This window comes from Chlorobiota bacterium, assembly GCA_016700335.1.
Taxonomy (GTDB): domain Bacteria; phylum Bacteroidota; class Ignavibacteria; order OLB7; family OLB7.
Genome location: CP065014.1, coordinates 668,248 through 683,676, shown reverse-complemented (window position 1 = coordinate 683,676; position 15,429 = coordinate 668,248). Strand labels below are relative to the sequence as shown.

Annotated in this window: 14 protein-coding genes and 2 tRNA genes; 11 read left to right on the top strand and 5 right to left on the bottom strand. The window is 30.2% G+C overall.

What is annotated here, in order from left to right; genetic code table 11:
* Positions 1–161: 161 nt before the first annotated feature.
* Positions 162–1,244, bottom strand: a complete 1,083-nt coding sequence (gene wecB / locus IPP08_02810; protein ID QQS67121.1) for a UDP-N-acetylglucosamine 2-epimerase (non-hydrolyzing) — start codon at positions 1,242–1,244, stop codon at positions 162–164.
* 141 nt (positions 1,245–1,385) lie between these two features.
* Positions 1,386–2,267, bottom strand: coding sequence for a hydroxymethylbilane synthase (gene hemC, locus IPP08_02805; GenBank protein QQS67120.1), 882 nt, complete (start codon positions 2,265–2,267; stop codon positions 1,386–1,388).
* A 244-nt stretch (positions 2,268–2,511) separates the two neighbouring features.
* Here hemC and IPP08_02800 point away from each other — a divergent pair, with 244 nt between their 5' ends.
* From IPP08_02800 to hflX, 11 genes are all read left to right on the top strand, one after another.
* Positions 2,512–4,164: a DUF1800 domain-containing protein gene (locus IPP08_02800; GenBank protein QQS67119.1), complete on the top strand. Its 1,653-nt coding sequence runs from the start codon at positions 2,512–2,514 to the stop codon at positions 4,162–4,164.
* Between the two features lie 80 nt (positions 4,165–4,244).
* Positions 4,245–5,792, top strand: coding sequence for a DUF1501 domain-containing protein (locus IPP08_02795; protein QQS67118.1), 1,548 nt, complete (start codon positions 4,245–4,247; stop codon positions 5,790–5,792).
* Positions 5,793–6,024: 232 nt separating this feature from the next.
* A tRNA-Gln gene (locus tag IPP08_02790) sits at positions 6,025–6,096 on the top strand.
* A 97-nt stretch (positions 6,097–6,193) separates the two neighbouring features.
* Entirely contained in the window at positions 6,194–7,117 is a 924-nt protein-coding gene (locus tag IPP08_02785; GenBank protein ID QQS67117.1) for a ribose-phosphate pyrophosphokinase, read from the top strand.
* Between the two features lie 134 nt (positions 7,118–7,251).
* The gene (locus IPP08_02780; GenBank protein QQS67116.1) at positions 7,252–7,866 is read left to right on the top strand and encodes a 50S ribosomal protein L25; all 615 of its coding nucleotides are present in this window, start codon (positions 7,252–7,254) and stop codon (positions 7,864–7,866) included.
* A gap of 24 nt (positions 7,867–7,890) precedes the next feature.
* Positions 7,891–8,502, top strand: a complete 612-nt coding sequence (locus IPP08_02775; protein QQS67115.1) for an aminoacyl-tRNA hydrolase — start codon at positions 7,891–7,893, stop codon at positions 8,500–8,502.
* A gap of 136 nt (positions 8,503–8,638) precedes the next feature.
* The gene (gene rpsF / locus IPP08_02770) at positions 8,639–9,034 is read left to right on the top strand and encodes a 30S ribosomal protein S6 (protein QQS67114.1); all 396 of its coding nucleotides are present in this window, start codon (positions 8,639–8,641) and stop codon (positions 9,032–9,034) included.
* A gap of 58 nt (positions 9,035–9,092) precedes the next feature.
* Positions 9,093–9,578, top strand: coding sequence for a single-stranded DNA-binding protein (locus IPP08_02765; protein ID QQS67113.1), 486 nt, complete (start codon positions 9,093–9,095; stop codon positions 9,576–9,578).
* Between the two features lie 24 nt (positions 9,579–9,602).
* Positions 9,603–10,061, top strand: a complete 459-nt coding sequence (locus tag IPP08_02760) for a 50S ribosomal protein L9 (GenBank protein ID QQS67112.1) — start codon at positions 9,603–9,605, stop codon at positions 10,059–10,061.
* A 78-nt stretch (positions 10,062–10,139) separates the two neighbouring features.
* A tRNA-Met gene (locus IPP08_02755) sits at positions 10,140–10,212 on the top strand.
* 382 nt (positions 10,213–10,594) lie between these two features.
* Positions 10,595–11,908: a GTPase HflX gene (hflX, locus tag IPP08_02750; GenBank protein QQS67818.1), complete on the top strand. Its 1,314-nt coding sequence runs from the start codon at positions 10,595–10,597 to the stop codon at positions 11,906–11,908.
* Positions 11,909–11,967: 59 nt separating this feature from the next.
* Here hflX and IPP08_02745 read toward each other — a convergent pair whose 3' ends face one another.
* The 3 genes from IPP08_02745 to IPP08_02735 all read right to left on the bottom strand — a co-directional run bounded on the left by IPP08_02745 (position 11,968) and on the right by IPP08_02735 (position 15,383).
* On the bottom strand, positions 11,968–13,428 hold the full coding sequence (locus IPP08_02745) for an O-antigen ligase family protein (protein ID QQS67111.1): 1,461 nt from the start codon (positions 13,426–13,428) through the stop codon (positions 11,968–11,970).
* A 64-nt stretch (positions 13,429–13,492) separates the two neighbouring features.
* The gene (locus tag IPP08_02740; GenBank protein ID QQS67110.1) at positions 13,493–14,281 is read right to left on the bottom strand and encodes a hypothetical protein; all 789 of its coding nucleotides are present in this window, start codon (positions 14,279–14,281) and stop codon (positions 13,493–13,495) included.
* A gap of 25 nt (positions 14,282–14,306) precedes the next feature.
* Positions 14,307–15,383, bottom strand: a complete 1,077-nt coding sequence (locus IPP08_02735; GenBank protein QQS67109.1) for a UPF0164 family protein — start codon at positions 15,381–15,383, stop codon at positions 14,307–14,309.
* Positions 15,384–15,429: the final 46 nt, after the last annotated feature.

Below are 15,429 nucleotides of genomic sequence, written 5' to 3'. Positions count from 1 at the left end.
GAATTATTTATTAAGCAATTTACAAAAGAAGTTTAAGTGAAAAGAGTTGTTTCTTTTTGTATAATAATTACTTTAATCAATTAGAAATTATTATTAAAAAATTAAGAATTGATTAAAATAATCATAGTCTTTAAAATTAAATTCTAAGGATTAATTAATTTTTAACTCAATGAAAGTTCTCGCATAATTATATTTACAATTCTCTCTGCAGCTCTTCCATCCCAAAGTGGAGGAACTTTTGAATACAAATTTTGTGCGGTATTAGTGGCAATTCTTGAAACTGCATTTTTAACCATTTGAGGTTCTATACCAATTAAGGTATTAGTCCCAAGTTCAACTGTTGAAGGTCTTTCTGTACTTTCTCTTAGAGTTATACAAGGTACTCCAAGCCAAGTAGTTTCTTCTTGAATGCCACCAGAATCAGTAACTACACCTTTTGCACCCCTTACCATAGTAATAAAATCTTTATATCCAGCTGGATCTAGTAGTTTCCATTTTGTTAAATTTAAATTATTTATTATCCCACTATCTTTTAATGTTTTCATAGTTCTTGGATGTACTGGGAAATAGATTTCACAATCACCAGCCCCATCCTCAATAGATTGAAGCAAAGCTTTTAAATGTTCGTGATTATCTACATTACTAGGTCGGTGAAGAGTTAGAACAAAATAATTCCCTTTTTGTGGCGCAGAATTGTTAGTACAAAAATGTACTAATGTATCAATCATTGTATTACCAACAAAGAAAATTTGTTCGTACTTTTTGCCATCATGAAGTAAATGTGTTCTTCCACTTTCTTCTGTTACAAAGAACAAATCAGTAATAGAATCTGTAACAATTCTATTTATTTCTTCTGGCATTTCCCTATCGAAAGATCTTAAACCAGACTCAACATGAGCAACTTTTATATTTAACTTTTTAGCAACAATTGAAGCCGCTAAAGTTGAATTAACATCTCCATAAACAATAACTAAGTTTGGTTTTTGTTCAATACATACTTTCTCAAACTCAATCATTATCTTAGCAGTTTGTTCGGCATGAGAGCCGCTTCCAACACCTAAAAATAGATCTGGTTTGCCCATACCAAGTTCTTCAAAAAAAATATCACTCATAGCTGCATCATAATGCTGACCTGTATGCAATAACAAATGAGTGACATTTTTAAGTGAATCAAAAGCATGCTTAACTGGTGCTGCTTTCATAAAGTTGGGTCTAGCTCCAACAACAGAAATAACTTTTATCAAAATATATTTAAAGAATGATTTTATTAAAAAATATGATTGAAAGATTGGTTATCAAAATTAAATATTACGTACTTAACAAAGTTGAAAATATTATAAAATTTTGTTACTAAATATTTCCAATTATATCAATTTATATACAAGTTAGCTTAAACTCAATGCAAGTTTTTTACCAAGATTTACATTTTGAATTTTATTCCCAATTAGGAATCCTTTTCTAGAATTAGATCCATCTTCATTTGCAGAATATCCATTTACTATTATTTCATCATTTAAAATTATAGCATTTGCTGCAACAGGAGTATGGCAACCACCTCCAAGAGTTCTTAAAAACTCACGTTCGCAATCCACACAAAGCCTAGTATTTTCATCTTCAATACTCTTGAGCAAATCAATAACTTCAATATTATTTTCTAAAGATTGTATGCCCAAAGCACCTTGAGCAACTGCTGGAATCATTACATCAACTGGAATTACTTCCCCTATGTTCTCAGTAATACCTAGCCTTTCAAGTCCTGCCAAAGCAAGTATCATTCCATCCCAATTATTATCCTTATATTTTTGTATTCTAGTTGGGACATTTCCTCTTACATCTACAATATTAAAATCTGGTCGAATAGCAAGTAGTTGTGATTTTCGTCTAACAGAACCTGTTGCAATTTTCGCCCCATTAATTAAATTATTTAGAGTTATACCAGGCTTTGCAATTAATACATCTTCAGTTCTACCCCTTGATGGCACACAAGCTAATATTAAGCCTTCGGGCATTTCTGTTTGCAAATCCTTTAAAGAATGTACTGCAATATCTATTTCATTTTCCAACAAAGCATTTTCCAATTCTTTTGTGAATAAGCCTTTACCACCAATTTCACCAAGTGATTTATTTAAAACTAAATCACCTTTTGTGTTAATAATTTTAATTTCACAAATTAGATTTGGGTTGCTTTGTTCTAATTTTTGTTTTATATGTTTTGCCTGCCAAATAGCTAAAAGACTACCTCTGGAACCAATTGTTAAATTTTTCAATTTTAAGGAAGTATAAATTTTGAACTACAAAATTAACTATAATCATCAACTTGAATAGTATTTCTCTTAATTTGTATCTAACAATTATTATTAATTATTTAAAAATATATTCATTTCAATGGAACCTATATTAAATTATGGTAACTTAATAATAAATTACATTCTATGAAATATTCTAACTTTATTAGGTGTCATTTTATTTTCTTTTAATAGATTTTAATTATTAAATAAATTTTCAAACAATATGAATCGAAGAGAATTGTTAACATTTCCTACCAGAATAATTTTAAAAAGTAATCTGGTACAATTTAATAAAAGTCAGAATCATAGTTCTGAAACAAGAACTTTATCGGTCGGGATGGAATCATACACTGGCGAATGGACGTATAAGCAAGCCGCACACTTGTTAAGAAGGTGTATGTATGGTGTAAAAGATTCTGAGATTAGAAAAGCAGTTTCTGATGGACTTGATAAAACTGTTAAAACATTATTTGCGTCTTGGACTCCACCACTTGATGAGTTAAGCACTTGGATAAATCAAGAACCGCAAGTTAAACCTGAAGGAAGCCCACCTACCCAACAACAACTACAGGATTTCAATATTCTATATACTGCACATAAAATTCAATATCAAAGATGGTTATTAAAAACCATGGTTAACCAACCTGTAACATTACAAGAAAAAATGGTTCAGTTTTGGAGTAACCACTTTGTAACAGATTCAGATACTGTTAGATATGCAGAGTTTATGAATTATTTATCACAAATGTTTAGAACTAAAGGTTATGGTAATTTTAAACAAATGGTTAGAGATGTAACAACTGATGTTTCAATGCTAATTTATTTAGATGGGGTTAAAAATGTATATAACGCTAAAAAGCCTGGAATAAATGAGAACTACGCACGTGAAGTTCAAGAACTTTTCACTATGGGAGTTTATGATTGGAATGGTAAAGAAAATTACACACAGAAAGATATTTCTGAAATGGCAAGAGCTATTAGTGGTTGGAATTTAACTCTAAGTCCGAAGGGAGGAACTGATTTCAGAACAAATCTTTATAGAACATTGACCTCTACTTTTTTCCCTGCTACATGGGATCCAGGTGATAAAACTATTTATGGCAAAACTGGTAAATGGAAAGTTGATGATGTTGTAGATTTAATGTTCAGTGAAAGAGGAGATTCTATTTCTAAATTTATTTGTGAAAAGATTTATAAGGCATTTGTTTATAATGTACCAGATAGAGGTGCCATAGGTGATATGGCAAAAACTTTTGTTGATGCAAATTGGGATGTAAAAACTGTTTTAAATTTGTTGTTAAGAAGTGCTCATTTTTATGATGAGTCAAATTTAGGGGCAATAGATAAAAGTCCTTTTGATTATATGATAGGCTTAGTAAGGTCATTATCTTTAAATGGAATTCCAGATTTTACTTTATCTGATACAAGTAGGTTATCATCAAATTTAAATACTAGATTAACAACTATTGGTCAAGAAATTGCAAATCCACCAAATGTTAAAGGATGGGAAGGAGGAAGACTTTGGATTAGCGTATCTACATTACCAACAAGGCATAAATTTTTGTTAGATGTTATGGATGGTAAAATAACTAGTAAAATAAATAATAAACAGACACAGATTTATACATTTGATCCAATTTCATTTGCAAAAGGATTTCCAGATTACGATGATATTCACAAATTAGCTGATAACATGAATCAATTTTTCTTGAGCACTAAGCCAAGTTCTAAAGAAGCTACTTTATTATTTAATACTTTATTAGATGGAGGAGTAGATTACGAATGGAAAATTGATGATCCAGCACAAAAAGCAGGAGAAAGAATTAAAAAATATATTAAAGCAGTTGCAGTATTAGCTAAAATGCAGCTAACTTAATTTCAGACATGTTTTATCAATTAAGAACAGTATAGTATCTAGATCTTTTAAAAATTTTAATTACAAAATCTAACAAATATATGAAACGTAGAAATTTTATTCAAAGACTTGCTTCAACTGGAATTGTACTTCCAATTGCTTTAGGTATGCCGAAACTACGAGCATTTGCAGCTGCTCCAGAAGGCTCACCCTTTATGAAAATATCTGGATCTAATAATGATAATATAATGATACTTATTAGGCTTGCCGGTGGTAATGATGGATTAAATACAATTATTCCTTATAAAGATAGTAATTACTATAATTTACGTTCTTCAGATTCTGTTGCTATTGCTGAATCTGAGGTTATTAAATTACCTGATTCAACTACTCTGGGTATGCACCCTTCATTTAAGCCATTACTGGATTTGTATAAAGAAGGTAAAATGTCAATAATTGAAAATGTTGCTTATCCAAATCAAGTTTTATCTCATTTCAGATCTACTGATATTTGGCTATCAGCTAGCGACTACAATATCTTTGAAAATACTGGATGGTATGGAAAATATCTTGAAGAAGTTCATCCAGATTATCCGAATGTTATGCCTAAGGATCCATTTGCAATTGAATTTGGTCAGTACTTATCAACAACATGTATAGGTGTAAATGGAAATATGGGAGTTGCTATTCAAGATACTAGCTATATTCCAGGCCAACCAGATGTAACTGATACAATTGCAAAAACTCATGCTGGAGATGAAGAAGAATATGTTAGATCAATTATCCAACAATCGAATGTATTCTTAAATTCAATTTCGGATGCTTCAAAAAAAGTTACTGCAAATAAAGTAACTTACCCAACAGGAAGTCAGTTAGGGGCTTCACTAGCAAGCGTTGTTAGGTTAATTGCATCTGGAATGAAAACATCAATGTACATTGTAAATGTTGGTGGGTATGATACTCACTCCGATCAAATTCAAAGACACGAAGTTTTATTAGATGATTTAGCTGGATGTGTATTAGCTTTACAAAGAGATTTAGAAGCTTTTGGATTAGATAAAAAGGTTTGTGCAATGACAATTTCTGAATTTGGCAGAAGACCAGCTTCAAATGGTGGTGGATCTGACCATGGTTCAGCTGCTCCACAATTTGTTTTTGGTACAGGTGTTATTGGAGGTATTATTGGTCGCGAACCTAATTTAACTGATTTAGATGAAAATAAAAATATTAAAATGCAGTATGATTTTCGTCAGATTTATTCAAGTGTTTTAGGGCAATGGTATGGAGCAAGTGAATCTCAGATTCAACCCAAACCATTACCTCGTCATTTTGATCAATTACCAATTTTTGAAAAGACAACAACTGGAGTTTCTGTAAAAGACGCATTAGCTCAAGGAGTCAACCTTGGGCAAAACTTTCCAAATCCTTCTAGCAATGGTACTATAGTTCCATTTGATGGTATTGTCAATGGAATTGATGCTACATTTGTATTGAATACTATGGATGGAAAAGTGGTTTTTGTTTCACAATTACAACCAGGTCAAACTTCTTATAAAATTGATACTAAAGGTTTAGATGCAGGTAATTACATTTATTCTATTAAGTCAGGTAATATCACAAAGAGTAAAGTCATGACTGTTGTAAAGTAAATTAAAATAATATTTTATGTTCTCCTTACTAAAAATTTGAAAATTTTAGTAAGGAGTTTTTTTATACTATTTAATACGAAAGTAATAAATTTACTTTTATGAATAGAAGAAAATTATTTTTTGTAAGTCTTTTAGGAAATAAAAAAATTATTTATAAAAACGATTAAAATAATTTTACATCTTATTTATTTAAAAGACTTATATTTGCGCTCGCTTTTTTAGAAAATTCAATTGGGGCGTCGCCAAGTGGTAAGGCACCGGTTTTTGGTACCGGCATTCGTAGGTTCGAGTCCTTCCGCCCCAGCAAAGAAATTAGGTTCCAGATTTATACATTGTTAACAACAAATTAAATATTAATTTAAATTATATTTAATTTTTAGATAACTCGTTTTAGATTACTTATGCTAAAGATTGTAAGCGGAAGGTCAAATCAGATTTTTGCCGAAAAGGTTGCTTCATCAGCTGGAACAACATTATCAAAAGTAATTATTAGGAATTTTTCAGATGGAGAAATATGGGTAAAATATGATGAGAACATTCGTGGTGTTGATTTATTTATAGTTCAATCCACTCAGCCTCCAGCAGACAACTTAATGGAATTTTTGATGTTAATTGATGCCGCTAGAAGGGCTTCAGCAAAAAGAATTACAGCTGTTATTCCTTATTTTGGTTATGCAAGGCAAGATAGAAAAGATAAACCTCGAGTTGCAATTACTGCTAAATTAGTAGCAAACTTAATCACTCAAGCTGGGGCTGATAGAGTTATCACAATGGATTTACATGCCCCTCAAATACAAGGTTTTTTTGATATTCCATTTGACCATTTATATTCTTCTCCTGTTATTTCAAGTCATTTTAAAAATTTGAACTTGGAGAATTTAACAGTTGTTTCACCAGATGTTGGCGGACTTAAATTAGCAAGAGCATATGCAAAAAGGTTAGGTGCAGGTTTAGCTTTTATTGATAAAAGAAGACCAAAGCCAAATGTAGCTGAAGTTATGCACCTTGTAGGTGAAGTGGAAGGAAAAGATATTTTAGTAATTGATGATATGATTGATACTGGTGGCACTTTTATTAATGCAGTAAACGCAATTAAAGAAAGAGGAGCTTTGAAAATTTATGGAGCATGTACTCACCCAGTATTAAGTGGGAATTCATATGAGCTTATAGAAAACTCAGCTTTAGAACTTTTAGTTGCAACTGATTCTTTACCATTAAAAAAACATTCAGATAAAATTTTAATCAAGTCAGTTGCAGATTTATTTGCAGATGCAATTTTGAGGATAAATGGGAATGCTTCAGTATCAACTTTGTTTGATGATTAAAATTTATTATTATAAATAAAAAAAATAATTTATATAAGATTAATTAATTCAATTAAAACTGAAATAATTAATAGATTTCAAAATAACAAATACCTACTCATTAATCAAGTAGTTATACTAAACGAACCGAAGCAATGAGCGAAATTAAATTAAATGCTCTCAAAAGAGAGTCAGGAAGATGTGCTGCACGCGATATGCGCAGAATAGGCACTATACCAGGAATTTATTACCATAAAGGTGAAGAACCAATCTCAATTTCTGTAAAAGAATTAGATTTACGTCCATTAATCTATACTGCAGAATCACATATTGTCAAATTAATTCTTGATGGTGAAGAAGATAGAACTTGCATCATGAAAACATACGACTTTCATCCAACAACAGATAGAATAGTTCATTTTGATTTACAGGGAGTTTCAGGTGATGAGACTGTTCGTGTTGAGGTTCCAGTAGTATTAAAAGGACAATCAATAGGAGTAAAAGAGGGGGGTAAACTTGAGTTTATTGCTCATAAATTACAAATCGAGTGTTTACCAGCAAATATGCCAGAACATATTGCAGTTGATATTTCTACTCTTCAAGTTGGACATTCAATTCACGTTAGCGATTTAAAACTTGAAAATATAAAAATAACTTCTTCAAGTAAAATTACAATTGTTACAGTTGTTCCACCAAAGGATGAATCAGCTGCATCAACAAGCAACCAACCTGAGGTTATAATCAAAGGTAAAGCTGCTAAAGCTAAGTAAATTTTTTTTTGGGATTAACAGATTATGAATGTTATTATTGGTCTTGGCAATCCTGGTGATAAGTACATAAAAACAAGGCACAATATTGGTTGGTTAGTGTTGGATGAATTTGCTAGACAAGTTGGAGCTAAAGAGTATCAAGCTGGTAAAGGTGATTTTTACTTTACGAATGCAAGTTTTTCTAACAAAAAAATATTATTGGTTAAGCCAACTACTTTTATGAATCTTAGTGGAATTGCAGTTGAACAAATTCTAAATTTGTACAATATTAGTACTAATAATATTTTAGTAATTGCTGATGAAATTCAATTATCTTTAGGTAGAATAAAATTAAGTGCATTTGGATCTTCTGGTGGTCATAATGGAATACAGAATATTGTGGATTATTTAGGGACAACTAATTTTCCTAGACTTAAATTTGGAATTGGAAACGATTTTACTAGAGGTGAATTAGCAGAATATGTTCTTTCTGAGTTTCCTCCCAATTCAATAGAAATTGTACAAGAAATGATATTAAAATCTGTTGAAGCAATAAAATTATTTTTAGTTGAAGGAACTGAACAAGCAATGATTACTGTAAATCAAAAGATTAAGGTTATTACTGATTTTAATTTGAATAGTTCAAATACTGATTAATGTTAGATGAAATATAAAATAGATTTATAGATTATTCATTAAATTTATTTTATAATAGAACTCCTGCTCAAGTTAAATTAAAATTTGAGCTGTTAAAAAAAACAAAACAATAAATAAACATCCATAGGAGGATAAAATGGCAACAAACAATTTTTATGAAATTACAGTTATTCTTGATGCAAACTTTGATGATAAAGCAATTCAAGTAATAATTGACAGAACAACAGAGTTCATTGGGAAACATGAAGGGACTGTAAAAAGTACCGATCATTGGGGAAGAAAGAAACTTGCATATATAATTGATAAGAAAACAAATGGATATTACTTTCAATTAGGTGTTGATGCACCAGGGAACTTCGTTCATCTATTAGAGCGTCATTTTTATATTGATAATGATATAATGCGTTATTTAATTATTAATATGGATGAAAAGGAATTGAAAAAACGTTCTGAATCGATTGAAGCATTAAATAAAGTTGCTGCAGATATAGAAAGACTTTTAAATCCTCCTCCAGTTGATACTCAGAACTAATTTTTCTTATTATTAAAATTAATGTTGAAATAAATTTAATTAACGTTGAAACAAAATTATGGCAGAAATTAAGATGCCGGAGTTAAACTCCGTAATGATTGCAGGAAATCTAACAAAAGATCCAGTAGTTAGATCAACTAGAAATGGTACACCAGTTGCAAATTTTTCAATTGCTTCAAACAGAAAATTTCGTGGAAGTGACAATAAATGGCAAGAAGATGTTTGTTATGTAGGTGTTGTTGCATGGAATAAACTAGCAGAAAGTTGTTCATCAAAACTTCATAAAGGAAGTGCAGTTGTTGTTGAAGGTGAGCTACAAAGTCGTTCTTGGCAAAGTGAAGAAGGTTCAACCAGATCAACAGTTGAAATCAAAGCAAGAAGAATTCAGTTCTTAAATAAAAGAGTAAGTACAGATGGTACAACTCACGAGGATGAAGGTGTAACAGTTTTTGAAGATAGTTCATATGAAGTTGATTCTTGGAGTGCTTCAACAGATGATTTCTCAACAATGTCTGAAGTTGGAGATGCATCTCGAGATGTTTAGTAAATAATAAAATTATACAATATCATGAAAGTTATATTAAGACAAAATCAAGAAAATCTTGGTACAATAGGAGAAACAATAGAAGTAAAGGACGGATATGCTCGTAATTTTCTAATACCAAGAGACATTGCTTACCGTGCTAGCCCAGGTGCTATTAGAGCTATTGAAAGTGAAAAAAAACGTTACCTTATTAAAATGGTTAAATTCACTGATGATGCTAAAGCTAAAGCAGCTCTTTTAGAGAATGTATCTGTAACTCTTGGGGTTAAAGTAGGTGAAGATGAAAGAATTTTTGGTTCTATTACAACAGCTATGATTGCCGATGAACTTTCTCGTCAAGGTCATACTGTAGATCGTAAAACTATAGTTTTGAGCGAACCAATCAAAACTCTCGGAGCGCATGACGTTCAGGTAAAGTTACATCCTGAAGTTATTGCTACTTTAAAAGTCTTTGTTGTTGATAAAAAATCTGAAGCTCAATAGAATCATTTTAGATTTCTTTAGTGTAAAGAAATTATTTAGTGTATTTTTGTAACTCAGACTTTTAGTCTGAGTTTATATCGCGGGATGGAGCAGTTGGTAGCTCGTCGGGCTCATAACCCGAAGGTCGTCGGTTCAAGTCCGGCTCCCGCTACAAAATTAAAAACACTCAAAGAATTAACTACTAGTAGTAAATTCCTTGAGTGTTTTTTTAATGTTTAAATTAATTATCTTTTATTATTAAAATAAATAGAAAATAATTACTATTAATTTGAGGAATTACACCAATAAATATTTTATTTAAAATTACTATTGTAACAAATTCATATTTTATACAAGTAATCTATATATCTTTATATTAAAAGTTTTATTTTTTCTAATTTAAAAAATCAAAATTTTTCAATTTATAAGTAATTGAACATTTTAAGTTAAACAAGTTTTTCAAATTTTAGAATTATACCACAAAATTATTGAGTACAAACCAATTAGAAGAGCAAACCAATGAGGTTAGCGGGAAAATTATTAAAGGAAAGCAAATTATTCATTCAACAGAAATTGAAGTTGAAAGAGCAGTATTAGTTGGTATTGTAGTTTATCCAAATACTAAAGAAATTGTAGAGGAACATTTAGAAGAATTAGCATTATTAGCTGATACGGCTGGAGCTTTAGTTGTGGATAAATTTATGCAGATTTTGCCACATCCAGATGGTAGATACTACATTGGAAAAGGTAAAATGGAAGAGATACGAGATATAATTGAAAGAGATAAAATTACTTTGTTCATTGCTGATGATGAACTTTCACCAGTTCAAATTAGGAACCTTGAAACTCAATTCAAGATTAAAGTTCTTGATAGAGCAGGATTAATATTAGATATTTTTTCTTCTCGTGCAAAATCAAGCGAAGCTAAAACTCAAGTTGAATTGGCTCAATTGCAATATCTGATGCCTCGTTTAACAAGGATGTGGACACATTTATCAAAACAATTTGGAGGGATTGGAACTAAAGGTCCGGGTGAAACCCAAATAGAAACTGACAGAAGGGCAATTAAAATTCGCATTGCATTACTTAGAGAAAAGCTTGATAAAATTGAAACCCAAAGAGAAACACAACGTAAAGGTCGTGGTGATAAGTTTAGAGTTGCACTTGTTGGCTATACTAATGCTGGCAAATCTACATTAATGAATGAATTGTCTGGAGCTGGAGTTTATGTTGAGAATCAACTCTTTGCAACCTTGGATGCAACTGTCCGTTCAGTAGATCTAGAACATGGAAGAGTAATGTTACTTTCAGATACAGTAGGATTTATCAGAAAATTACCACAACATTTAATTGCTAGTTTTAGATCTACTTTATCAGAAGTTAAAGAAGCTGATTTATTGTTACATGTTGTTGATTCAACTCAAGTAAGTGCACTAGATCAAATTCAAGTTGTAAACGAAACTCTTTCCCAAATTGATGCCCAGAACATTCCAATTATAATGGTTCTTAACAAAATTGATAAATTAGTTAAAGATGATGAAAGGTTATTTGACTTAAGGAATTTAGATTCAACATCTATATCAATTTCTGCTCAAAAGGGTTTAGGAATTCAAACACTTAAAGATCGCATTATATCTGCTATAGAAGATACTTTTGTTGAACAGTTGATTAAACTCCCTTTAGAAAATTATTATGTTGTTTCTGGTTTACATGATTTAGCTGATATTTTAAAAAAGAAATTTGATAATGAATTTGCTTATTTAAAAATTAGATATGCTAATAAAGTTAATCAGAGAATTCAATCTGCATTAGCTAATGCAAAAGCGATTAAATTGGAATATAAGGACATAGATTTTGAGAAGGAATAAATTTCAAAAAAAATTGTAGACGATTGTAGGCTAAGATATATATATATTCTTAGCCTATTTTAATTTAATTCTTTCAAATTATCTTTTGTTGTAATTTCATTATCTTTATTTCTACATACGTAATCTGTAAAAACCCATGCAAGCATCATATTTAACGCACCAGCATATTGAGTAAATTGACTTGATGTATTATTCATAATTAATGCACAAATAATATAACCAATTACACCAGCTGAAAGTGCTCTTTTAAACTCATCACTTTTATCATTATTATATAAAAGAATAAAAATTGGATATAAAAGTAGAAATAGAAAGTAAATTGCAATTGGGATTCCAAATTTAAACAACGACCATATATAACCATTATGTATATAAGACCTTGTAATAGTTTCTTGAGTTAATGGGTCATAAAAACTATAATTAACACCAAAACCTACACCTAAAATTGGTGATCTTGCAATGTATCCTTTAAGAATTGTAGTTGATTCAGCTACCCTTGACCCTAATGATACATCACTTGCAACAGAAGCAACGCTACCAAGCCTTGATGAAACTGCTATACCAATGTTCTTAATAATATTAGGAAATAGAACATACATTAATCCAGCCCCTAAAAGTACTGATACAATTATTGCTAAATAAGTTTTTATTGAATTTTTAAATTTAATCCTAGTGGTCATAATAACAACTGCTATTAATCCACTTACAATTGGTCCCCTTGAAAATGAAATGGTTAAAAACAACAAACCCAATGCTGAAAGAATCAATGATATTAAAAGCATTTTTTTTGCTTTAGCATGTGCAAAGATTGTTGAACCAATAATTAAAAGTACGATTGAAATTGGCTCATTTGCTGTTTTACGACCTGCCAAAATTTCCCATTGAAAAGCAGCTTTTAATATATTTTGACGATAATATACTAAATTTGTAATGCCATTTATTAATGCTAAGAGAATTAACATTAATAGTAATATTTGTATATCTTTCTTTGAATTTAAAGAATTCCTAATAGGAAAAAACATTAAAAAATCTAATATGATAACCCATTCTTTTATATAATTTAAAGGGTTACCATTATTTAACATCATTGTAATAAATGATGTAACACTCATAATTATAAAGAAAGATAATAACAACACATCAAATCCAGTTTTAGCAATTTTTCTTTTATGAATTATCAATTCTTTAATAAACCAAACTGGAAGCCCAACTAAAACTGAAACTGAAAACATTACCTCTTGAATACCTATTCCCTCTTTCTGATTTACAAGAATTAAACAGTGCATTAATATTACTGCATAAACCCAAATTTTTTCATTTAACCAAATGCAATAAACTACTAAAATCCCTAATGGAATACCTATAAAAATAATTTCAATTGGAATACTTGTTTTTAAAGATAAAGCAATTTCTTGAAGTGATTCTGCTGAGTATAGAGCAATTAAAGTTCCAATAAGTGCAATTACAATTGTTAGAAAATCAATTTTTAATGATTTTAAATATGTATTAAATTTTTGCAAAAATTGATTTGATATTATTCTTCTAAAGAATGGTTAAATTGTAAAATTTATATGTTTAATTATTTTATTTATAATTAAATATACTCCACTTTGATGAAGCTGCTCGAGGATTGTTTCCAAATGTTTTATCTAATCTCCATTTGTAAGTTCTACCATTGATTAATCTCTTTCCATTATAACCAATTTTTTGAATTGAATTTGATAATGGAATTGAAAATTTCTCTTGCCATAATGTATCTAATGGAATATTTTTTTCATCATGATCTACCTCATATACTTGAATTGAAACCTCACCTCCAGATATATTATTAAATGTAAATGTAGAAACACTATCAGTTACTTCACCTTTTGGAAACTGCAAAATAGGTTTTTTAACTAAAGTGAAATTAACTGTATCAGAAGATGGTCCTTCATTAGAATTATCAATTTTACTAAAACCTTTTACAAAATAAAAAAATGTTTTTTCAATATCAACTTCAGGATCAATAACTATTGAATCTACTTCTCCAGAAGCTGCAATAAGAATTCTAATTTTAACAAACTTAAATGGTACTCCATTAGAATCAACTTCAGAACTTCTATATAGATAATAACCACCAAAATCTTTCTTAATTGAAGTTTCTTTTAGTTTTAGAGAATTATTCCATTCTATAATAATTGCACCAACGCCTTCTGCATCTGGGTAAGGTCTAATACCTGAATCAATAAATGGAGAGCCAGAATATGGAATCATTTTTGGAGCTGGAGGCTGAGTCAGATCAGGAGCGACAGAAGAGCAAGAATAAACTAAAAAAATTACAGCTATTAAAATATACTTTAAACTTAAATAAAAATTGAAATTGTAATTTTTCATGATTCAAATTTGGTGTGAATTATTTTTATGGGTTAACAACGCTTTGAGTCTTTTTATTCTCAATGAGCTTATCAAAGTTAAACGAAACTCCAATTCTATGAACATTACCCAATTGATTTGAAGAAGGTGCAAGATATGCATAATCAACATCAAAAAAATTAAAATTGACTCCAGCGCCAACAGCTAAAGTTGAACTATTTAAACCAAATCTGAAACTAAATTGTTTTCTATATTCTGCCTCAATTCCAAATTTGTTTTCACCGCCATACAAACCTGAATGATCATAACTTGCAATTATTTTGAGCTCATATTGCTTTAAAGGTTGTTGATAAGAAAAACCAAAATTAGTTACTGACCTAATTTCTTCTTCTTGTTTTGTTTGTTCCCAAGAAAGAGTTGAGCCACCAATATCTTTAATACAAACTCCACCAGAAATAATTGGCCAATCATCTGAGAGAACAATATCTTGCATATTAATTTTAACTATAAAACCAAAATCAATTCCAATAGCAGTAGCATTATTATCAGCTACTGATTGACGTATAATTTTTAGATTGGCACCAACTGGAATTTCTATTGGAACTCTTGAAACACTCCAACCAAAATCTAAAGATGGAGTGAGATTTTTAGCAAAACTTAATGAGAACAAATCTTCGTTGTCTGAAAAAGTTTCGGAAGGTGGTGAACTTTTGATTCTTTTATATCTTTCGTAAGCTGTTGGAATTTTAGATAAATCGTCATAATATGGAATATCTGTTACTGCAAACCTCATCCAATTAATAGAGAGTCCAATTGTTTTTACAGGCATAGTCCAACCTGCAAAATAATACCCAGCTAATGGAGTACCAATGCTTCCATATTGAGATGAATACATTCCAGATAAAAGTTTATTTTCTATTAATGCAACACCAGCAGGATTCCAATAAAAAGCTGATCCATCATTAGCTAAGGCAGTAAATGCACCACCAAGTGCTAAAGCTTTTGCACCCAATGGAAACTCTGTGAATGCGGCAACATAACGCCCATCATTTGGTAACGAATTACTTTGAGAGAATCCTTTAGTTAAACAAAAAGCAAAAGTTATTATGTAAAGTATTCTCATAAATCTATATTTTTATTCTTTACATTGTTTAATACTGGTGTCAAAA